The sequence below is a fragment of the Microbacterium sp. CH12i genome (genome assembly GCF_000685355.1).
In the GTDB taxonomy this organism is placed as follows: Bacteria; Actinomycetota; Actinomycetes; order Actinomycetales; family Microbacteriaceae; genus Microbacterium.
Window position 1 is genome coordinate 397,857 of sequence record NZ_JHET01000010.1, and the last position, 21,836, is coordinate 419,692.

The window sequence follows — 21,836 nt, forward strand, 5'->3', positions numbered from 1 at the left end:
AAAGTCAGGCGCCGTAGCCTTCTTCTCCGAGTTCAGAGAGAATTCGGTTCAGATCCTGAATAGATGCGAATTCAATCGCGACCTGGCCTTTTCTTGCACCCAGAGTGATCTTGACTCGGGTGTTGAGGCGGTCACCGAGCTTGCCCGACACCTCGTCGAGATACGCGCGACGGGCACCCGCCTGTGGCTTCGTCTTGGTCGATCCACTCGAGGGAACAGCCTTGGCTGCCTCCTCCGTGGCACGCACAGAAAGATCCTCATTGACGACCTTATCGGCGAGCTTCTGCATTGCGACGGGATCGGCGAGTGACAGCAGGGCACGAGCATGACCAGCACTCAGCACACCGGCAGCGACGCGCTGCTGCACGGGAACGGGCAGCTTGAGCAGTCGAATCGTGTTGCTAATCTGCGGACGTGAGCGGCCAATCCGTGTCGCGAGCTCCTCCTGCGTGATACCGAAGTCCTCAAGAAGCTGCTGGTACGCAGACGCTTCTTCCAGCGGGTTCAGCTCGGAACGGTGCAGGTTCTCGAGGAGGGCATCACGAAGAAGGTCTTCATCTGCCGTCTCGCGGACAATCGCAGGGATCGAAGCAAGTCCCGCCTCTCGCGCTGCGCGGGTGCGGCGCTCTCCCATGATCAGTTCGAACTGACCATCAGCGTTCTTGCGGACGATAACCGGCTGCAAGACGCCAAACTCCCGCACGCTGTGCACAAGCTCTGCGAGGTCATTGGCGTCGAAATGCGTACGCGGCTGGCGTGGGTTCGGAACGATATCGTTCGGGTCGATCTCGATCAGACGGATGCCAGGAACTTCAGTGAGATCGTCTGTGGGCGCTTCCGAGCGTTCAGCGACCTTGACGCCACCGGCCGGGTTCAGCGAACCGCCGGGGAAGAACACGTCAACGGGACGCGCCGACTGATCTGCAGTGGGGATAAGTGCGCCGATTCCTCGACCCAGTCCAGTGCGCTTTGCCATCAGTTCTCCTTGCTCGGCATCTTTTTCGATGCGATCTCGACAGCGGCCTCGCGGTATGCGATCGCACCGGCGGAGTTTCCGTCGTATGTGATCACCGTCTGACCAAAACTCGGGGCCTCAGACACGCGCACTGAACGCGGTATCACCGTGCGCAGCACCTGCTCAGGGAAATGCGTACGAACCTCGTCGGCGACCTGCTGCGCAAGACGAGTGCGTCCGTCATACATCGTCAGCAAGATTGTGGAGAGGTGGAGGTCAGTGTTCAGGTGCTTTTGGATCATCTGGATGCTACCGAGCAGCTGGCTCAGACCCTCGAGTGCGTAGTACTCGCACTGAATAGGAATGAAAACCTCGGATGCCGCGGTAAAAGCGTTGATCGTGAGCAGACCCAGCGACGGCGGGCAGTCAATAATGACAAAATCAGCCGCATTGTCACTGAGATAGACGTCGAGCGCTCCGCGCAGACGGTGTTCCCGCGCAACCTGGGCCACCAGTTCGATCTCAGCGCCGGCCAGGTGGATAGTGCTCGGGGCACACAGGAGGTTCGGGGATTCCGGACTCTGCTGCACGATGTCCGCCAGAGGAACATCGTTGATCAGTACGTCGTAAACGCTCGGGGTCTCCGCGTTGTGCGGCACACCAAGCGCCGTAGAGGCATTCCCCTGAGGATCGAGGTCGATAACGAGCACCTTCGCGCCCAAACTTGCTAGCGCAGAACCGATATTCACGGCCGTGGTGGTCTTACCCACACCACCCTTTTGGTTCGACACGGTAAGCACGCGGGTTTCCCCAGCGAACTCAACCGCAGTCGCTTCCAGATTTCGACGCCTTGCACTGAGATCAGCGATCTCGCGTGCCAGTGGCGTATCGACCCCGAAAGTATCGTTCACTGTTGCCTTCTCGGACTGTTTCACGTGAAACATCCACTCCTTTCGGGGACCGCGTTCCACTCTAATCGCAAGGTGGGACGTTGGTGGCACTGGGGCGGAGTTGCGTCGGTAATCGGCTGCACTTCCGGGGTTCGGGATGCCGTCTCTCTCGCAGAGCGGGTGCCCTCCCCACCTTCGTGGGGCCCCTCCCGATGCTCGTTCGTGCGGCATCCGAACCCCTCTGCTCTAGAAATGAACTCAGTGCCCCCAACTGGAGGCTTGGACGGGGGTAGCAGCGTATCGCTTCGCTCTACGACTGCGCCTAGTCTGCAAACACGCGTTGGTGGGCGGCCACAGACGGGCGGATCTGTGAGTGTTTCACGTGAAACATTGCTGCCTCAACAAAGGTTCGACACGTCTCGTTCAGTGGGACACGCAATCGCGCGCAATCAGCACTGCCGGTCGGCACGGGCGGATGATTCACGTGAAACGCGTCGACCTTGTTCGGGGCACTGCAGGCTCTGCTCCAATGGGATGTGCGACCATTCGTCCGCATCGTTGCGTTCTTGACGGTGCAGCTATGTTTCACGTGAAACATCTGTGCTCACACTTCGACGGCTAAGTGACCGACTCCTAAAGGGCCAGCTAATGTGCCGCAGCCGTCGAGCGAAGCGAGACGCTGCTACCCCATCTCACCCAAAGAAGTACGGCAGATACCCCACCAACGACAGAGGGCGCAGGGATGCCGAACGAACGAGCATCGGGAGGGGCCCCGCTTGCGGGGAGGGCACCCGCTCTGCGAGAGAGACGGCATCCCGGAGCCCGCAGGCACCCGACCGCGTCGCCCAAAGGGCGCGCAACAGCAGCAAAGTTACCGAACAGTAGCCCGAACTACCCGAGTACTTTCCCCCAACACCCCTTCACCCAGTACTTCAACCCGCACATCACTGAGCCGATACTTCTTGATCTGCTTGGCTGCGGCATCGATTTCCGCCGGGGCGTTCATGCCTTTGAGAAGTGCGAGCTCTCCCCCATCGCGTAACAGCGGTGCGGTGTACGGGATGAGGGTGCGCAGTGCGCTGACCGCGCGGGCGGTAACCATGTCGAACTTCTCGGTCGTGCGCACGTCCTCGGCGCGTGACCGTAGGACCGTGACGTTCTCGAGGCCGAGTTCCGAGACCTGTTCGTTGAGCCAGTTGACGCGTCGTTCCATCGGCTCAACCAGTGTCCAGCGCACATCGGGGCGTGCAATCGCAATGACGAGTCCTGGGAGCCCTGCCCCCGATCCGATGTCGGCCGCCGAGCCGTGAAAGAGTGGCGCAGCAATGGCGCTGTTCAGCACGTGACGAGTCCACAGGCGTGGAAGCTCAAGTGGCCCGATCAGACCACGCTCTTCTCCCTGTGCAGCAAGAGCTGCAGTGAAAGCCCGGGCAACATCGATTCGATCTCCGAACAGTGATGCCGCAGCATCCGGCTCGTTCTCAACCTCAGTCATGCGGCTTCCAGGCAATGTTTCACGTGAAACATCAGCGGCGACGGAGCACCGTGTGGCGATCGGCACCCTCACCGTACGACTCTGAAACGAGCGCGCGGTCAGCGGCGATGTCGTGTACCAGCTTGCGTTCGTAGCTGGACATCGATGGGAGTGAAGCCTGAGAAGCACCCTCGTCGAGCTTTGCCATTGCGGCATCCACCAATATCTCGAGCTGGCGACGACGCGCATCACGGGACCCACCCACGTCGAGAATCAGGCGCGAGAACGACCCGGTCTTGTTCTGGACGGCCAGGCGAGTGATCTCCTGCAGTGCCTGCACGGTATCGGGGTCGGCGAGCACAGAGATGTCTTCACCCTCTGCCTCGACCGACACGTATGCACGGCCCTGACGAACGTCAAGGTTCAAGTCGCCATCGATGTCGGCGATGTCGAGCAGCTCCTCGATGAAGTCGGCGGCGACGTCACCTTCATGCTCGAGCTGCTCTACGGTGGGCTCGGTGCGCTCAGACGATCCAGCGCGCTCAGAAGATTCGGTGCGCTCGGCCACGTTGTCACTGGTCATGCGTTGGGACCCTTCTTCTTCGCGCGCTTCTTACCTACCGGCTGCTGACGCGTTGGTGCTTCCTGCTTGGCCTTTTCAACCTCTTCAAGCAGGCGCTGCTGCTCAGCCTCATACACCGACATCGGAACGACCTTGCCTGACGAATCGATCGCCTTACCCTTGCGTGCCAGACGCTCTTCGCGTGCCTTGGCGGCTTCGGATCCGGGAGTCGGCATCTCGCGGATGACAAGGAACTGCTGTGCCATGGTCCACAGGTTCGAGATGAACCAGTAGACGACGACGCCGAGCGGGAAGAAGATACCCGAGAAGATGAAACCCAGCGGCAGGATGTAGAGCATGATCTTCTGCATCTGGTACGCCTGGCCGGTCTTGGCTTCGGGCGACAGGTTCTTCGAGATGATCTGCAGCTGAGTGAAGAACTGCGAGCTGATCATCAGCACGACGAGTATCACGAGCAGAACGATCGCAACGGTGTTCTGGGCATCGACAGCGTCACCCAGCGTTCCATGCAACGAGACGTTGCCGAAGATCTTTGCGTCGTAGAACTGCTTGGTGAGCTCTGGGCTCAAAAGGCCCACACCACCGAGGGCTGCCTTGGCGTGCTTTGAGACATCGTTTAGCACGCTGAACAGGGCAAAAAATACTGGCATCTGCACCAAAAGGGGCAGACAGCTCGACATCGGCGAGGTGCCGTGCTTCTTATAAAGCGCCATCGTCTCGCGGCTCATCGCCTCACGAGAGAGCTGATCCTTCTTGCCCTTGTACTTCTCTTGCACCTTCTTCATCTGAGGTGCAATTTCCATCATCTTGCGCTGGCTCTTGATCTGTTTCACAAACAGCGGGAAGACCGCTGCGCGAACGATGATCACAAGACCGACAATCGAGAGGATCCACGTGATGCCGGCTGCTTCTGGCAACCCCACAGACGTGAACAGCCAATGCCAAGCAACGAGGATAAGCTCAACGGCCCACTTCAGCGGCCACAGAATGGTGCCAAGCAGATCGAAGCCGCCCCCGGTACCGGCAGCCGGCGAGGGGGTGGCGGAGGCGAGCAGGAGGTCAAGACCCACTGTTCAGTCCTTTCGAGAAGGTACGACGAAACCTCGAGCGGTCAGGTCGTGTCGGAAATGGTCGTGGGGGCGAACGTCATCGACGCCGCCTTTTGTCCAGGGATTGCATCTGAGGATGCGCCATGCCGACAGCACGGATCCCTTTACAGCGCCGTGCTGCTGCACCGCACCTACAGCGTAAGCCGAGCAGGACGGGTAGTACGCACAGACTTCTCCATAAAGAGGAGAGATCACCGCACGGTATCCGGCCAGAAACCCTAAGACAAGATTTCGTGGGACGAGGGGGATGCTCCGCGCCAGGTCACCGGCATGCAGATGAGCCGAACCCATTGCGTAGGAAGGCAGAGCGCTCACGATGACACGCGTTCACGGTTGAGTCGCGCCAGACATCGCGTCACGTCGGCGTTGAGCTCAGCAAACGTCGCGGTTGCAGACGCAGGAAGGGCACGGATGACGATATCCGTGCCCTCAGGTACGTCTGCGAGCGCAGCCGCACAGACGGCCTTGAGCCGTCGACGCACGGTGTTGCGGATCACAGCTGTGCCCACCTGCTTACTGATGATGAACCCGAACCGGGGCTCACGTGCTTCCCCGGTCACCAGCATTGAGCTAATGACCCGGGCGCCCCCGCACCGGACACCGCGACGGACGACCGACTTATAGTCGGTGCCGCGCGTCAGTCTGTGCGGACGGGCGAGCACGAGGCTTACGCAGAAAGCTCGGTGCGGCCCTTCGCACGGCGGGCCGAGAGGATGCCACGGCCGGCGCGGGTGCGCATGCGCGCGCGGAAACCGTGCTTCTTGGCACGACGACGGATGTTGGGCTGGAACGTACGCTTGGTCATGGGATCACTCCGGGAACGCTGTCACCGGGGTATACAACCGGGGACATAGGGAACTGCCCGATTTCGGGCACAAGTCAACCGATTAAGGGTACGTCTTACCGGCGCAGAGGGCAAATCTCCGCGCGACGGTGTGACCGAGTGTGATCGCTCTGTACAGCAATTATCCACAACCTCCAGTCTCCCTGCACATGCGACACACCGTTGATTTTCCGTGCGCAGGTTGCCCTCTGGAGGTTCCATGACTACCGTGGCAACCGAAGTTATCCACAGGGGGCAAGGCTGTTTTGGCTTACCTCCGCGAGCCCTTGCCCGGAGCACCATGTCATCTCCTGCCCAGCCCGACGTTCCGATCTGGGCTCAGGTGTTGGACCTGCTCGACCAAGACGACCGTGTCACCCCTCAGCTTCAAGGCTTTCTGAGCCTCGCGGTTCCCGCCGGAGTCATGAGCGGCACGCTGTATCTCGACGTACCGAATGACCTCACCGCTGCGCAGATCAACAAGCGCCTGCGGGTACCGATCATGGAGGGACTCACGCAGCTCGGTGAAGAAGTAACGACGTTCCGCGTTGTCGTGAACCACGAGCTCACCGAACAGCAAACTGTGCCGATCGCGGTTGCCGACTTCGGTCGTCCAGAGGCTCCGCGCTCCGAGTTCACGATGGAACAGCCGACGCCGATCAGGCATGAGTCGCGCCTCAACCCCAAGTACACCTTCGACAACTTCGTCATCGGCCAATCAAACCGCTTTTCGCATGCTGCAGCAGTAGCCGTCGCAGAAGCGCCCGCGAAGGCATACAACCCCCTGTTCATCTATGGCGATTCCGGCCTGGGTAAGACCCACCTCCTGCACGCCATCGGCGACTACGCACAATCGCTCTACACCGGAGTGAAAGTTCGGTACGTCTCCAGCGAGGAATTCACCAACGATTTCATCAACTCGATCGCCAATAACCGCGGTTCTGCCTTCCAGGCGCGTTACCGCGAGGTCGACATCCTTCTCATCGACGACATCCAGTTCTTGCAGGGTCGGGCCGAGACACAGGAAGCGTTCTTCCACACCTTCAACACGCTGCACGATCACAACAAGCAGGTAGTGATCACGAGCGATGTCGCGCCGAAACACTTGACCGGGTTCGAAGATCGGATGCGCAGCCGCTTCGAGTGGGGCCTGATCACCGATGTGCAGGCGCCCGACCTCGAGACGCGTATTGCGATTCTCCGCAAGAAGGCGCAGAGTGAGGCGCTGCACATTCCTGACGAGGTGCTGGAATACATCGCCACCGTGGTGTCCTCAAACATCCGCGAACTCGAGGGCGCACTGATCCGCGTTTCGGCCTTCGCCAGCCTGAATCGCTCAGCACTCGACATCTCGCTCGCCCAGACGGTGCTCCGCGACATCATCGACACCGCGGAAGACAACATTATTTCACCGACCGACATCATCACGGCAACCGCACAGTACTTCAAGCTCACGGTCGATGACCTGTATGGCTCGAGCCGTTCGCAGCAGATCGCGACCTCCCGACAGATCGCGATGTACCTCTGCCGCGAGCGGACGAATCTTTCGCTTCCCAAGATCGGTCAACTCTTCGGTAATCGTGATCACACGACCGTCATGTACGCGTACAAAAAAGATCAGTGACCTCATGAAAGAGCGTCGTTCGATCTACAACCAGGTGACGGAAATCACGACACAGCTCGGACGACGCTGACCAATTTGCCTCCAAACGGCGGGTTGACAGCTTTTCGGCGCACACGATAACGGCGAATTGCACATGTGGATAACTTGTGGATGAATCTCGTCAAAATCGGGACGGATGTGTGCAAATCGCACCAACCTGTGGATAACTTCGCAATCAGCGGATGACGCACGTGCCTCACTTAGCTGCGGATTCCTCAGGAATTCCACATCTCACACGCGTGTAGTTCCTTACTCGCGATTGATATCCACCGAGTTATCCACAGTTTCCACAGCTGTTAAGAATGTTAAGGAGTTAAGCCTCTGAGAGATCGATCCAATGACCTCAAGGGCGAAAGGAGCCGGCGTATGGCGCATCCTGCCGGTGGGGATAGCATGGGATTCCCTGACGTGGGCCCACCGGCGGTCAGGTCCTGTAAAACGACGAGGGAGCGCCCGTGAGGTTCCAGGTCAACCGCGATGTATTCAGCGAGGCTGTGTCCTTCGTCGTCAAGCTGCTGCCACAGCGCAATCCGCAGCCGATCCTCGCTGGTGTGTTGATTGAAGCAGGGGATCAAGGGCTCACCCTCTCAGCTTTTGACTACGAGGCATCTGCTCGGACAACAATCGAAGCAACGGTCGACACACCCGGCACGATTCTTGTGCACGGGCGGCTGCTCTCGGATATTGCCAGCCGTCTCCCGAATGCTCCGATTGAGATCGCCGTCGAAGAAGACGGTGGCATTGCGGTCACGTGTGGTTCAGCACGATTCACGCTCGCCGCCATGCCCGTCGAGGAATATCCCTCGATTCCAGAGGTTTCTGGTTCATCGGGTGTCGTTCCGGCAGATGATTTCAGCACCGCAATCGCGCAGGTCGCGTTCGCTGCTTCCCGTGACGACGTGACCCCGGTGCTCACCGGTGTGCAGCTCTCCGTCTCCGGCCAGAGCCTCAGCCTTGTCGCTACCGACCGCTACCGCGTGTCATTGCGTGATGTTCCGTGGGATGGCGAGGCGGCCGAGCAGACCGCGCTGGTTCCGGCCCGCACACTGATCGAGGTCGGCAAAACCTTCGGTCACGCTGGCAACATCCAGGTCGCGTTCTCTGGAGCAGGAGATCGCGAGATCATCGCCTTCACCGCCGGCAACAAGACGGTGACTTCTCTCCTGATCAAGGGTAATTTCCCGCCCGTACGCAGGCTTTTCCCGGACCAGACCGAGCACTACGCCGTCGTTAGCACTGCCGACCTCGTCGAAGCAGTTCGCCGTGTGTCGCTGGTCTTGGATCGTGCAGCTCCGCTGCGTTTCACGTTTACAACGGACAGCGTGACAATGGATGCTTCGGGCAGCGAACAGGCGCGAGCATCCGAGTCGGTTGACGCGCACCTGTCCGGTGGCGATGATGTGACGCTCGGTCTCAACCCGCAGTACCTGATTGAGGCACTCGGTGCGGTGAAGAGCGAGTTCGTCCGGGTGACGTTCACCTCGAGTGACAACGCCAACAAGCTCAGTCCGGTGCTGATCACGAGTCAGACCTCAGTCGATCAGGCTGGCCTGGACTCGTTCAAGTATCTGCTGCAGCCCAACCTCCTCCTCCGCTGACCCCGAAGTACTCGCCCGGGGCCGTTGTCGGACCCAAAAGGTAGGCTGAGTTCGTGATTGTGGAGCACTTGAGCCTTGTGGACTTCCGCAATTACGCGACCGCCGAACTTACGTTGCACCGAGGCCCGAATGTACTCGTAGGCAAGAACGGTCAGGGGAAGACCAATCTCGCAGAGGCCATCGTTTTTCTTGCAACACTCGGCTCTCACCGGGTGTCGTCGGATGCTCCGATGGTCAGGGACGGCCAAGAATTCGGTGTTATTCGTGCCAGGCTTTCGGTCGGAGAGCGCCGAGTTCTCGCCGAAGTTCAGGTGAATCGTCAGGGTTCGAACAAGGCGCGCATTAACGGTTCTCCCTCGAAAATCAGCGAGCTCCCGCGCTATGCGCATGTCGTACTATTCGCCCCCGAAGATCTGCAGATCGTGCGCGGCGACCCGTCATCACGTCGTCGTTTTGCGGATCAACTGCTCATACAGCGCACACCACGCATGTCTGCAGTGCTGGGCGACTATGACCGGGTCCTCAAACAACGCACAGCGCTGCTGAAATCCGCTCGTGCCCGCGGCATCCGCGGCGAAGGTCTCAGCACCCTCGATGTGTGGGACGACAAACTTGTCGCGCTGGGATCCGAAATCATCGATGCACGCCTTCGACTTGCGACTGATTTGCGCACTCCCCTCGCAGCTGCGTACACAGCGATTGCCGGCGCTGATCACCGTCCAGAAATGGAGTGGGCGCTGTCGGTGCGCGGTGGCGATCCGGAAGAGGGCGAAGCGCCGGCAGCATCCGACACCAAGGGTGAGATCGCGAGATGTTCCGTATCGCGCTGCAGGAAAAGCGCGGTAAAGAGATCGAACGTGGCCTCACTCTTGTCGGGCCGCACCGCGATGACCTCATCCTCAGCGTCCGTGGACTTCCGGTCAAAGGCTATGCCTCGCACGGTGAGTCCTGGTCGATCGCGCTCGCTCTGCGCCTGGCATCCGCCGAACTTTTGCGTGCCGAGTCGCCAGCGGGCGACCCGGTGCTGATTCTCGATGATGTTTTCGCTGAACTTGACGCTGATCGTCGACAGCGGCTCGCCGCCCTGACCGTCGGATACGAACAGGTTGTTGTGACAGCTGCCGTCGAAGAAGACATTCCAGAGGAATTGCACCGTCACGTCGTAAGAATCGACGCGGGCACCATCAGCGACGACCGCGCCGACCGCGAAGATGACGATCGAGATAGCGCCCCGGTTGATGAGCGCAAGAACGGCGCAGTCGATGAGTGACGCCGCCTCCGACGTGCCAGAGACCGTTTCGACCTACCTGCGTCTTCGCGGTCTGAAGCCGAGCTCGAAGTCCTGGAAGCGCAAACGGCGCATTCACGATGATGACGAGAACGCACCATTCACTCCTGGTCGCGACCCGGGCGCGCTCGGTGCGGTGCTCGACAAGCTCACCCGCGACTCGGGCTGGGAGTCTTCATTGGCGCGCGAAGATGTTGTACGGCAATGGGCAGATTTTGCCGGTGCCGACACGGCCAAGCACTCCGAGCCGGTGTCTTTAGAGAACGGGATGTTGACGGTCAAGTGTGATTCGACGGCGTGGGCGAAGAACCTGCAGTTCATGCGCGCGACCATCCTCACCGAGATCGGCCGACGCTATCCGCAGGCGGGTGTGAATAACCTCCGTTTCATCGGCCCTGACGTTCCCTCGTGGAAATGGGGCCCGAGAGCCGTCCCAGGGCGCGGTCCGCGCGATACCTACGGGTAGGGCATCGTGCGAGGACTCCAGATCGATTTCAGGGCCACACGCGGGCGCTGAGCGGAGATATCTCCCTCCAGACCAGCTAGACTGGAGTTTCGAGATATCGATGTGGAGAATGCCCTCTGATGACGCCTGAATCCCCCGCTGACGAGCCGGAATCGACCATCGGGGGAACCCCCGCAGAGAATGCATCCGCTGAGTACGGCGCGGCTGACATTCAGATTCTTGAAGGCCTCGAAGCTGTCCGCAAGCGCCCCGGTATGTACATCGGCTCGACCGGTCCGCGCGGCCTGCACCACCTGGTCTACGAGATCGTCGACAACTCTGTCGATGAAGCCCTCGCTGGTTACTGCGATGCCATTGTTGTCACCCTGCTCGAAGATGGCGGGGTGCGTGTCGTAGACAACGGCCGTGGCATCCCGGTCGACCCGCACTCCTCTGACCCGAATAAGTCGACAGTTGAGGTCGTCCTGACGATCCTGCACGCCGGTGGAAAGTTCGGTGGCGGCGGCTACGCGGTTTCGGGTGGTCTGCACGGCGTTGGCTCTTCGGTTGTGAACGCGCTCTCCACACGTTTTGACATTGAGATCAAGCGTCAAGGATTCTCCTGGACCCACAGTTTCTCGAATGGTGGCCAACCACAGGAGCAGGGCCTTGTCCAGGGCGAGCCGACCGACGAGACCGGCACCGCGATCACCTTCTGGCCAGACGCGACGATCTTCACCGACGGCGTTGAGTTCGAATACGAAACCCTGCGTACTCGCTTCCAGCAGATGGCGTTCCTCAATAAGGGACTGCGCATCGAGCTTGAGGACGAGCGCGAAGGCTCGACCTACGAATCAGAAGAAGACGGCGTCCCCGTCACGAAGCAGCGCGGCGACACCTTCCTTTACGAGCGTGGCCTTGTCGACTACGTCGAGTACCTGAACCGGGTGCGTCACGCCGAAGTCGTCAATGACGAGATCATCGACTTCGAATCAGAAGACAAAGAGCGCAAGATCTCGCTTGAGGTCGCGATGCAGTGGACGACCGGTTATACCGAGAACGTCTTCACTTATGCGAACACCATCAACACGCACGAGGGTGGCACGCACGAAGAAGGTTTCCGTGCGGCGCTCACCACACTCGTCAACAAATATGCGCGTGCGAACAACCTGCTGAAAGAGAAAGACGACAATCTCTCCGGAGACGACGTGCGCGAGGGCTTGACCGCGGTGATCTCGATCAAGCTCGGTGAGCCACAGTTCGAGGGTCAGACCAAGACGAAACTCGGAAACACCGAGGCGAAGGCATTCGTGCAGAAGGTTGTCGGCGATCAGCTCGGCGACTGGTTCGATCGCAACCCGACGCAGGCGAAGAACATCATTCGCAAGTCGATTGATGCAGCGACCGCCCGCATGGCTGCCCGCAAGGCCCGCGAGACGGCTCGACGCAAGAGCGTCTTCGAGTCAGCCGCGATGCCAGACAAGTTGAAGGACTGCACCAGCAAGGACCCCTCGATCAGCGAGATCTTCCTCGTTGAGGGTGACTCCGCGGGTGGCTCGGCGGTGCAGGGTCGCGACCCGCACACGCAGGCGATCCTGGCGCTGCGCGGCAAGATCCTCAACGTCGAGCGCGCACGACTCGACAAGGCGCTGGGTAACAAAGAAGTCCAGGCGATGATCCAAGCTTCGGCACTGGCATCGGCGAAGACTTCAATATCGAGAAGGCTCGCTATCACAAGATTGTTTTGATGGCGGATGCTGACGTCGACGGCCAGCACATCACGACACTGTTGCTGACGCTGCTGTTCCGCTACATGCGCGGACTCATCGAGGCCGGATTCGTCTACCTCGCGATGCCGCCGCTGTACCGCTTGAAGTGGTCGAATCAGCCGCACGAGTACGTGTACTCGGATGCCGAGCGCGATGCGCTGATGCAGCACGGACTCTCCAATGGCAAGCGTCTCCCGAGGCTCTGGCGTGCAGCGCTACAAGGGTCTCGGTGAGATGAATGCCAAGGAACTGTGGGAGACCACGATGGATCACACCACGCGCACCCTCCGCCAGGTGACCATTGAAGATGCCGCGTCTGCAGACGAGATCTTCAGCGTGCTGATGGGTGAAGACGTCGAGTCTCGCCGCAGCTTCATCCAGCGCAATGCCAAGGACGTCCGCTTCCTCGACATCTGATGCCCCAGGCATTGACGGCGACCGGAACTGAAAGAAACACATGACTGACGAAGACCACCCCGACGCGATTCCCTTCCACGAGCACGGCAAGATCGACCAGGTTGATCTGAAGTACGAAATGGAGCGTAGCTACCTCGACTACGCGATGGCCGTTATCGTCGGCCGTGCCCTGCCGGATGTGCGCGATGGCCTGAAGCCCGTGCACCGCCGTGTGATCTACGGCATGTACGACGGTGGGTTCCGCCCCGACAAGTCGTTCTCGAAGTGTGCTCGTGTCGTCGGCGAGGTCATGGGTCAGTACCACCCGCACGGTGACACGGCGATTTACGACGCTCTCGTGCGTCTCGTGCAGCCGTGGTCGCTGCGCTACCCGCTCGCTCAGGGTCAGGGCAACTTCGGCTCCCCCGGCAACATGGGCGCTGCTGCGCCGCGTTACACCGAGACGAAGATGGCTCAGCTCGCGCTCGAGATGGTGCGCGACATTGAAGAAGAGACCGTTGACTTCACGGACAACTACGACGGTCAGACTCAGGAGCCGACGGTTCTGCCGGCGCGTTTCCCGAACCTGCTCGTCAACGGCTCGGTCGGTATTGCGGTTGGCATGGCCACCAACATCCCTCCGCACAACCTGCGCGAGGTTTCTGCGGCGGCGCTCTGGGCCCTTGATAACCCCGATCTCCCGCGTGAAGAGCTTCTTGAGGGGCTCATCAAGCGCGTTCCCGGTCCGGACTTCCCGACCGGTGCGCAGATCCTCGGATCCAAGGGGATTCACGAGGCATATCGCACGGGTCGTGGCTCGATCACGATGCGCGCGGTCGTCAACGTCGAAGAGATCCAGGGCCGCAACTGCCTGGTGATCACCGAGTTGCCGTACCAGGTCAACCCCGACAACCTCGCGGTGAAGATCGGTGACCTCGCCCGTGATGGCAAGATCACCGGCATCGCCGACATCCGGGACGAGACCAGCGATCGCACCGGTCAGCGCCTCGTTGTCGTGCTCAAGCGGGATGCCGTCGCCAAGGTCGTGCTGAACAACCTGTACAAGCACACTCAGCTGCAGGATAACTTCGGCGCGAACATGCTCGCGATCGTCGATGGTGTGCCGCGGACGCTCGCCCTCGACGGATTCATCACGAACTGGATCTCGCACCAGATCGAGGTCATCGTTCGTCGCACCACTTACCGGCTGCGCAAGGCTGAAGAGCGGGCACATATCCTCCGCGCCTACCTCAAGGCGCTCGACGCGCTCGATGAGGTCATCGCGTTGATTCGTCGCTCCCCTACTGTCGATGAGGCCCGCACGGGGCTGAAGTCCCTGCTGGATATCGATGAAATCCAGGCGGATGCGATTCTCGCAATGCAGCTGCGTCGTCTTGCCGCCCTTGAGCGACAGAAGATCATCGACGAGGCCAACGAGATCGAAGCGCAGATCGCAGACCTCAAGGCGATCCTCGCCGACGAGTCACGCCAGCGCGCGATCATCCGCGAGGAGCTGGAAGGTATTGTCGAGCGTTTCGGCGACGATCGCCGCACGCACATCCTGCAGGGCTTCGACGGCGACGTGTCGATGGAAGACCTCATCGCCGAAGAAGAGATGGTCGTCACCGTCACGCGTGATGGTTACATCAAGCGCACGCGCAGTGATAACTATCGTCAGCAGCACCGTGGTGGCAAGGGCATCAAGGGCGCGCAGCTGCGCGCGGATGACGTCGTCGAGCACTTCTTCGTGACAACGACGCACCACTGGCTGTTGTTCTTCACCGACAAGGGCCGGGTGTACCGGGCGAAGACGTACGAGGTTCCCGAGTCGGGTCGTGACGCCAAGGGTACGCACGTCGCGAACCTGCTGGCGCTGCAGCCGGATGAGAACATCGCCCAGATTCTTGCGATGCGCGATTACGGGGTTGCCGAGTACCTGGTGCTCGCCACCCGTGGCGGCGTGGTCAAGAAGACGCGTCTGGCGGACTACGACACCAACCGTCAGGGCGGCGTGATTGCGATCCGCCTGCGCGAGGGCGACGAGCTCGTCAGTGCTCTCCTGGTCGATGCGACGGATGACATCCTGCTCATCAGCCGTCATGGCATGTCACTGCGCTTCAACGCCACCGATCAGGCGCTGCGCCCGATGGGCCGCGCGACGGAGGGCGTCAAGGGCATGAGCTTCCGCGGCGAGGATGATCTGCTCTCAGCATCCGTCGCCGGCGAAGACGGTTTCGTCTTCGTTGTCACCGACGGTGGCTACGCGAAGCGCACGTCGATCTCCGAATACCGCGTTCAGGGACGCGGTGGAATCGGCATCAAGGTCGCGAAGCTGAACGACGATCGGGGTGTCCTCGCGGGCGGACTGATGGTGTCTGAGGATGACGAGGTCTTGGTGGTTCTCTCCAGCGGCAAGGTGGTACGCTCTGCCGTGGCCGAGGTGCCCGCCAAGGGCCGTGACACCATGGGAGTGGTGTTTGCCCGGACTTCCGAGAAGGACCGGATCCTCGCCATTGCCCGCAACAGTGAGCGGGTCATCGCCGAAGAAGTGGCGGAGGCAGAGTCAGATTCTGAGACACCTGCTCCCGAAGACACGCAGATCCCTGAGGAAAGTACCGACGAATGAGCACAGTAGCCGACAAGCTGGCGAAGAAGTCCACTCGTAAGACCGGTGGCAAGCAGGTCAGACTGCGTCTGGTCTACGTCGATTTCTGGTCGGCCGTGAAGCTCTCGTTCTTGGGCGCAGTCGCGCTCGCGATCGTGACCATGGTGTCGTTCTTCCTCATCTACTTGGTGTTGGATGCGACGAACATCATTGCGCAGGCAGATGAGTTCGTCGCCAACATCACCGACGGCTCGGTTTCGGTCGCAGCTTCATGGGACTCCCCCAGGTGATGGCGTTCGCCGCGGTCGTATCGATCCTGAACCTCATCGTCTTCACGGTGCTGGGTGCGGTTATCGCCGGAATCTACAACCTCGCCGTCAAGGTCACCGGTGGTCTGCTGGTCGGCTTCATGTCGAACTGACATCTTTTAGACGAATGGCGGATGCTCACGCATCCGCCATTCGTCGTTTCCGGAAGCCGCGGGTAGGGAAAACCCGAATCATCTACTCCGGGTGACACGGTGTCGCGGGCATTGGCCAGGTTCTACGTTTGAACCATGACCACACAGACTGCTTCCCGCATCTCGGGTGCTCCGCCCAGGAAAGCGCCACTGGGCGTTTTCCTGACCATCCTGCATCTCGCAGCGCTCGGCGTGCTCGGTGCTGCGGTGATCACAATTCTCGCGACAATATTCGGAACCGGAATCGGACTGCTGTTCGCCTTCGGGATCGGGCTCGTGTTCTTGGTCGGCCTGGTCTACGCGATGTACGGCGTCGGATGGTTCGAGGTGGCGCGCGTGCGCGGGCTGTATCGCCTCGACATCGCCGACCTTCAGTTGCGTCGGCGCCAGCGCCCCGGTTTCGGTGGGTGGCTCCGCTCAGTCGGACGACAAAGCATCGACGGGCGGATGTGGCGAGCACTCGCCAGCTTCACTATCGCGTGCATCTTCGGGGCGTTCGTGCTGCGGCTCTTCTGGGCGTTGGTGTTCTCAGTAGTGACGATCTTCGCTCCCCTCGGTGCAGCCGAGACGGTGTCGATTCCGCTCGCGTTCGGTGTCGGCAACGTCGGCGTGGAGTGGGCTGTGCTCGTCGGCATCCTGGGCACTCTCGCCGCCACCGCCGGCATCATCGGTCTTGCGCTGCTGCACCGCACGATCAGTAGGGCGCTCGTGGTGCCGAATCGCGAGGTAGAGCTCACCGAGCAGGTGCGCACCACTTCCGCTCAGCGTGAGGGCGCCGTGCGCGCGGCTGATGTCGAGCGCACTCGCATCGAGCGCGACCTGCATGACGGGGTGCAGCCTCGGCTCGTGTCCGTCGGCATGACGCTGGGCCTCGCTCAGCAGAAGATCGACCACGATCCGGCAGCCGCAAAGGCACTGATCAACGAGGCACACACCTCGACGAAGGCCGCTATCACTGAGCTGCGACAGCTTGCCCGCGGCATCCACGCGTCTGTTCTCGACGATCGAGGGCTGGATGCTGCGCTGTCGGCCCTCGCCAGCAGGTCGCATATCCCCGTGCACCTGGATGTGCGTCTCGATGGCCGGTGCAGTCGGGATGCTGAGGCTGCCGTGTACTTCTCCATTGCCGAATCCCTCACGAACTCTGCAAAGCATTCTCGGGCCAGTGAGGCTCGCGTCGTGGTGCGGCTGCGTGAGGGGGGTGTGCTGTGGGCCCGCGTCGAAGACAACGGCATCGGGGGCGCGCAAGTGCAGCCCGGTGGAGGACTCGACGGCATCTCGAACCGCGTGCTCGCCGCCGGCGGCACGATCCGTATCGACAGTCCGCAGGGCGGTCCGACGTCGGTGGAGGTGAGCGTGCCATGCGCATCCTGATCTGTGAGGACTCCGTCCTCTTGCGTGAAGGGCTCGTGCGTCTGCTTGAGGATGCCGGTCACACGGTTGTCGCGGCCCTGCCAGACACCGAGGGGCTGACTGAGGCGGTGCAGACCGCGAACCCGGAGCTTTGCATCCTCGATGTCCGGCTTCCTCCGACGTTCACCGACGAGGGAATCCGGGCGGCGCTCGGACTGCGCAAGACCCATCCGTCGCTGCCGCTGCTCGTGCTCTCGCAGTATGTCGAGGAGCGCTACGCCAGTGACCTGATCGCAGCGCAGGGCGGGCCGCTCGGTTATCTGCTCAAGGACCGAGTTGCCGATGTCTCCGAGTTCCTTGTTTCGGTGGAGCGGATCGCGGAGGGTGCTTCGGTCCTCGACCCAGAGGTCGTGGCCCAGCTGCTCACTCGACGCAATCGCGACGATCGGATGCTGCGCCTCACCGAACGGGAACGCACGGTGCTGGCGCTGATCGCCGAGGGCAAGTCGAACCAGGCGATCGCCGGGATCCTGTTCCTCTCCCCCGCCAGCGTCGAGAAGAACATCACCGCCATCTTCCAAAAGCTGGGCTTCGAACAAGACGAATCGGGCAACCGGCGTGTGCTTGCCGCCCTCGCCCACATTGAGAACACCGGCGGCGCTACGCCGACCGGCAGTCAGCCTCAGACAGGAGCATCATCGTGACCACCGAATCGCAGAACCCGCAGGGTGGGCACGACGTGCCCCTCACCCCGCCGCCGGCCGAGTATGCGCCGGCTGCAGCGCCGACGGCATCCGACGCGGCTTCTGACGCACCTCGCGCGTCACGCGGGTCGGGTGCGAGGGCCGGTGCGATTGCACTCGCGGTCTTTGGCGGTCTCGTGCTGCTTGGCACGGGGGGCACTGCGGCGGTCGCTGCCGTGCACGACATGTCTGCACAGTCCGAAGGCCAACGGGACGGCGTCGAAATGCAGTCCGTGAACGTCGACGGGATCGACGCGATCACCCTCGATGTGGCCGCGAGCGATGTGACGGCGCGGTTTGGCGACGTCGAGGAGGCAACGCTCGAGGTGACCGGAAGCCGCAATGGCAGCTGGACTCTTGAGCGCGACGGGGACGAGCTCAGCGTGCGCAGTCCCGACAACAATTCGTGGTTCGGGATCGGCTGGTTCGGTGACGGGTGGTTCAGTGCTGACGAGCAGGTTGTGCTCACGCTGCCGCAGAGCTTGAATGACGCTGGCCTCGACGCAGACCTTTCGCTGGGTGCGGGAAGCCTTGATGTCGAAGGGGCGTTCAATGACCTTCACATCACTGTCGGCGCTGGCTCACTGTCGATCGACGGCGCTGCGCAGACAATCGAGGCCAGGATCAGTGCCGGGCGCGCGGATCTGAACCTATCCGACGTCGACGAAGCCGACCTCGGTATCTCGGCGGGCAAGCTGGAAGGCGAGTTGACGGGCTCCACACCGCACGACATCACGATCGATGTGAGTGCCGGTTCGCTCGACCTGACGGTGCCGAATGAGGCATACAACGTCACTCAGGATGTGAGTGCCGGCTCGCTCGATAACAGGCTGAACACGTCGAGCTCAGCGCAGTCGACGATCAGTGCATCGGTGTCGGCCGGGAGTGTCGTTCTTCGGCCGGGCAACTGATCGGCTCGATTCGGATTTTCCGTCAATCTCCGGTAAAGTCTTGGAGGTTGACGGGGATATAGCTCAGTTGGTTAGAGCGCTTCACTGATAATGAAGAGGTCCCAGGTTCAAATCCCGGTATCCCCACTCCGTCACCACAATTCAATACTTTTACGGGGCCTTAACTCAGTTGGTAGAGTGCCTGCTTTGCAAGCAGGATGTCAGGAGTTCGAATCTCCTAGGCTCCACAGATCGAGAAGCGGCTCAGGCATTTGCCTGGGCCGCTTCTCTTCCTTCCAGTGATCACCCGCGCCGCTCACGCACCCCACTCGCCAGCGCGGCAAGAGCCGTGACCGTCGCATCCCAGCCCATGCAGGCATCCGTCACGCTCTGGCCGTAGGTCAACCGCGTCCGTCCGGCGGCGACGTCGAGCTTCTGCGCACCGGCGACAAGGTTGCTCTCCAGCATCACGCCGGCAATCGCCGCGCCATCATCGGCGATCTGTGCACCGAGCTCGGCTGCGACCTCCGCCTGACGCACATGATCCTTGTCGCTGTTGCCGTGGCTCGCGTCGACGATCACCCGTGGGACCAGCATCGACGCTGACAGTCGCGCAGACGCCCGCTGAACGTGCTCTGCACCGTAGTTCGGCCCATCGGCCCCGCCGCGCAGAATGACAGAAGTGTCAGGGTTTCCCGTCGTCGACACGAGACTCGCCCGGCCGTCGGCTCCGATGCCGAGGAACGCCTGCGGAGCGGATGCTGCGGCCGCGGCATCCAGCGCCACCTGAAGTCCGCCGTCCGTGCCGTTTTTGAAACCGATCGGCATCGACAGGCCGGATGCCAACTGCCGGTGAATCTGGCTTTCCGTGGTCCGTGCGCCAATCGCACCCCAGGTGATGAGATCAGCGGTGTACTGCGGGCTGATCGGCTCGAGGAACTCGGTGGCACACGGCATCCCGAGCGCCGTCACATCGCGCAGGAATCCGCGCGCCAGGCGCAGACCGGTCTCGATATCGTGGCTGCCGTCGAGGTGAGGGTCGTTGATGAGGCCCTTCCACCCGACTGTGGTGCGCGGCTTCTCGAAGTACGTGCGCATGACGATCAGCAGGTCGTCGCGGTGCTGCTCAGCCTCGCGCACCAGGCGACCTGCGTATTCGAGCCCGGCGGCCGGGTCGTGGATCGAGCAGGGACCCACGACGACGAGAAGTCGGTCGTCCTCTCCCGACATGATCGCGCGAATCTCTGCGCGGGTGCGGGCGACGAGTGAGGCTCGCTCTTCGCCAACCGGAAGCTCAGAGGCGATATCGGCGGGCGTGGGAAGCGTGGTGAACTGCGCGACGTGCAGGTCGGCGGTGGCATCGATGGTGTTCATGGGTCCTGTCCTGATGAGAGGGCGGACCTGGTCAGAGCCCGCCGTGGAAACGGCGAAAGCCAGAGCAAGATGCTCTGGCTTGTCGCTCTGAAGGTGTCGGTACGCGCTAAATTCGCGCCGGCCCCTCCAGAGCCGACTCGTAATACGCATACCAACGGATTGTCATGCAAACGACAATACCCCATGCACGTACATGCTCGGCTCCCACGGTTCTACTGATCGGCACCCCTCGTGGGATCATGGGCGCATGAGCCAGCTGCCCCACCTCCCGCACGATGATGTCGACCCGGACGGCCTTCTTGAGTACTCGGTGGTCTTCACCGACCGCTCGCTGAACCACATGTCCGCACGATTTGTTGACGCGATGCAGCAGATCCTCGCGATTCTCGACCAGGCGTACAACGCGCACACCTCGGTGATCGTGCCGGGTGGCGGCACGTATGCGATGGAGGCGGTCGCTCGCCAGCTCGCCACCGGTCGCCGCACGCTCGTCGTCCGCAATGGACTGTTCTCGTTCCGCTGGTCACAGATCCTCGACGTGGGTGGCATCAGCGATGACGTCACGGTGCTCGCAGCCCGCCCCGATTCGGATGACGCACAGGCTGCGTGGTCGCCGGCGCCCATTGACGAAGTGACCGCTGCGATCCGCGCGCGCCAGCCCGAGGTCGTCTTTGCGCCGCACGTCGAGACCGCGGCCGGCATGATTCTGCCCGACGACTATGTGCGTGCACTTGCGGATGCCGCGCACGAGGTCGGTGCTCTCCTTGTGCTCGATTGCATCGCCTCCGGCGCAATCTGGGTCGACATGCAGGCTCTCGGCGTTGATGTGCTGCTCTCCGCTCCTCAGAAGGGTTGGAGCGGTTCGCCGTGCGCCGGGTTCGTCATGCTCAGCGAGGCCGGTAGGGATGCTGTCACCAGCCGTCCGTCGTCGAGCTTCGCGATCGACCTCGCGAAGTGGCTTGCCATCGCCGACGAGTATCGTGCTGGCCGTCCGGCGTATCACGCGACCATGCCCACCGATGCGCTGGTGCATAACCTCGCAGCGATGATTGAGACGCGCGACCGCGGATTCGAGAAGCTCCGCGACGCGCAGATCGAACTGGGTGCTCGGGTGCGGGCGCTCCTTGCCGAACGCGGGCTGCCGTCGGTCGCAGCATCCGAATTCGCCGCCCCCGGCGTCGTGGTCGTGCACACGGATGACCCGGCGATGAAGTCGGGAGCCGCATTCAAGGCACAGGGACTGCAGATCGCCGCCGGTGTGCCGCTGCACTGCGATGAGCCAGAGTCGTTCTCGACCTTCCGCCTCGGCCTGTTCGGCCTCGACAAGCTCGCCGACGTCGACGGCACGCTCGCGCGCCTCGAGCGGGCTCTCGACGCCATCGGACGCTGATCGAGCGGGGCCTGATCGAGCGGGTGGG

General features: G+C 61.6%; 16 protein-coding genes, 2 tRNA genes and 4 pseudogenes. 13 read left to right on the forward strand and 9 right to left on the reverse strand.

All coding sequences use genetic code 11. The features are described from left to right. Positions 1-4: 4 nt before the first annotated feature. From DC31_RS14030 to rpmH, 8 genes are all read right to left on the reverse strand, one after another. Positions 5-976, reverse strand: a complete 972-nt coding sequence (locus tag DC31_RS14030) for a ParB/RepB/Spo0J family partition protein (RefSeq protein WP_036281002.1) — start codon at positions 974-976, stop codon at positions 5-7. Beyond that, complete coding sequence (locus DC31_RS14035; protein ID WP_036281004.1) at positions 976-1,899, reverse strand: ParA family protein; 924 nt, start codon at positions 1,897-1,899, stop codon at positions 976-978. Before DC31_RS14035 ends, DC31_RS14030 begins: the two co-directional genes overlap by 1 nt. An 817-nt stretch (positions 1,900-2,716) precedes the next feature. After that, positions 2,717-3,340, reverse strand: a complete 624-nt coding sequence (rsmG, locus tag DC31_RS14040) for a 16S rRNA (guanine(527)-N(7))-methyltransferase RsmG (RefSeq protein ID WP_036281006.1) — start codon at positions 3,338-3,340, stop codon at positions 2,717-2,719. A gap of 31 nt (positions 3,341-3,371) precedes the next feature. Further along, the gene (locus DC31_RS14045) at positions 3,372-3,902 is read right to left on the reverse strand and encodes a Jag family protein (RefSeq protein WP_036281008.1); all 531 of its coding nucleotides are present in this window, start codon (positions 3,900-3,902) and stop codon (positions 3,372-3,374) included. Then, positions 3,899-4,972, reverse strand: coding sequence for a membrane protein insertase YidC (yidC, locus tag DC31_RS14050; RefSeq protein WP_036281010.1), 1,074 nt, complete (start codon positions 4,970-4,972; stop codon positions 3,899-3,901). Before yidC ends, DC31_RS14045 begins: the two co-directional genes overlap by 4 nt. Before the next feature lie 3 nt (positions 4,973-4,975). After that, positions 4,976-5,326 (reverse strand): membrane protein insertion efficiency factor YidD, encoded by a 351-nt coding sequence (yidD, locus tag DC31_RS17800; RefSeq protein ID WP_081813872.1) that lies wholly within the window; start codon positions 5,324-5,326, stop codon positions 4,976-4,978. Further along, complete coding sequence (gene rnpA, locus DC31_RS14055; RefSeq protein ID WP_081813873.1) at positions 5,323-5,673, reverse strand: ribonuclease P protein component; 351 nt, start codon at positions 5,671-5,673, stop codon at positions 5,323-5,325. The genes yidD and rnpA overlap by 4 nt, the downstream gene beginning before the upstream one ends. A gap of 5 nt (positions 5,674-5,678) precedes the next feature. Continuing rightward, a complete protein-coding gene (gene rpmH, locus DC31_RS14060; protein WP_036281012.1) occupies positions 5,679-5,816 on the reverse strand; it encodes a 50S ribosomal protein L34 in 138 nt (45 codons plus the stop codon). A 319-nt stretch (positions 5,817-6,135) separates the two neighbouring features. Between rpmH and dnaA the strand changes: the two are divergent. The 12 genes and pseudogenes from dnaA to DC31_RS14120 all read left to right on the forward strand — a co-directional run bounded on the left by dnaA (position 6,136) and on the right by DC31_RS14120 (position 19,292). After that, positions 6,136-7,528, forward strand: a pseudogene (dnaA, locus tag DC31_RS14065) (chromosomal replication initiator protein DnaA). A gap of 424 nt (positions 7,529-7,952) precedes the next feature. Continuing rightward, positions 7,953-9,095: a DNA polymerase III subunit beta gene (dnaN, locus tag DC31_RS14070; RefSeq protein ID WP_036281014.1), complete on the forward strand. Its 1,143-nt coding sequence runs from the start codon at positions 7,953-7,955 to the stop codon at positions 9,093-9,095. A gap of 53 nt (positions 9,096-9,148) precedes the next feature. Beyond that, positions 9,149-10,365, forward strand: a pseudogene (recF, locus tag DC31_RS14075) (DNA replication/repair protein RecF). Then, positions 10,358-10,849: a DUF721 domain-containing protein gene (locus DC31_RS14080; protein ID WP_036281016.1), complete on the forward strand. Its 492-nt coding sequence runs from the start codon at positions 10,358-10,360 to the stop codon at positions 10,847-10,849. Before recF ends, DC31_RS14080 begins: the two are co-directional and overlap by 8 nt. A 119-nt stretch (positions 10,850-10,968) precedes the next feature. After that, positions 10,969-13,014 (forward strand): annotated as a pseudogene (gyrB, locus tag DC31_RS14085) (DNA topoisomerase (ATP-hydrolyzing) subunit B). Positions 13,015-13,054: 40 nt separating this feature from the next. Continuing rightward, entirely contained in the window at positions 13,055-15,619 is a 2,565-nt protein-coding gene (gene gyrA, locus DC31_RS14090) for a DNA gyrase subunit A (protein WP_036281018.1), read from the forward strand. Continuing rightward, a pseudogene (locus tag DC31_RS14095) lies at positions 15,616-16,019 on the forward strand (DUF3566 domain-containing protein). Before gyrA ends, DC31_RS14095 begins: the two are co-directional and overlap by 4 nt. A 135-nt stretch (positions 16,020-16,154) precedes the next feature. Further along, positions 16,155-17,432 carry a sensor histidine kinase gene (locus DC31_RS14100; protein WP_036281020.1) on the forward strand — a complete coding sequence of 426 codons (1,278 nt, stop codon included), beginning with the start codon at positions 16,155-16,157 and terminating at the stop codon, positions 17,430-17,432. Continuing rightward, positions 17,420-18,115 (forward strand): response regulator, encoded by a 696-nt coding sequence (locus tag DC31_RS14105; protein ID WP_036281022.1) that lies wholly within the window; start codon positions 17,420-17,422, stop codon positions 18,113-18,115. The genes DC31_RS14100 and DC31_RS14105 overlap by 13 nt, the downstream gene beginning before the upstream one ends. Beyond that, on the forward strand, positions 18,112-19,065 hold the full coding sequence (locus DC31_RS14110; RefSeq protein ID WP_081813874.1) for a DUF4097 family beta strand repeat-containing protein: 954 nt from the start codon (positions 18,112-18,114) through the stop codon (positions 19,063-19,065). The genes DC31_RS14105 and DC31_RS14110 overlap by 4 nt, the downstream gene beginning before the upstream one ends. Before the next feature lie 52 nt (positions 19,066-19,117). Continuing rightward, a tRNA-Ile gene (locus DC31_RS14115) sits at positions 19,118-19,191 on the forward strand. Positions 19,192-19,219: 28 nt separating this feature from the next. Continuing rightward, positions 19,220-19,292, forward strand: a tRNA-Ala gene (locus tag DC31_RS14120). A gap of 55 nt (positions 19,293-19,347) precedes the next feature. Here DC31_RS14120 and DC31_RS14125 read toward each other — a convergent pair. After that, a complete protein-coding gene (locus tag DC31_RS14125; protein WP_036281024.1) occupies positions 19,348-20,418 on the reverse strand; it encodes a 3-deoxy-7-phosphoheptulonate synthase in 1,071 nt (356 codons plus the stop codon). A 247-nt stretch (positions 20,419-20,665) separates the two neighbouring features. On the opposite strand from DC31_RS14125, the gene DC31_RS14130 reads away from it, so the two are divergent. Beyond that, the gene (locus DC31_RS14130; RefSeq protein ID WP_036281026.1) at positions 20,666-21,808 is read left to right on the forward strand and encodes an aminotransferase class V-fold PLP-dependent enzyme; all 1,143 of its coding nucleotides are present in this window, start codon (positions 20,666-20,668) and stop codon (positions 21,806-21,808) included. The last annotated feature ends 28 nt before the right edge of the window (positions 21,809-21,836 follow it).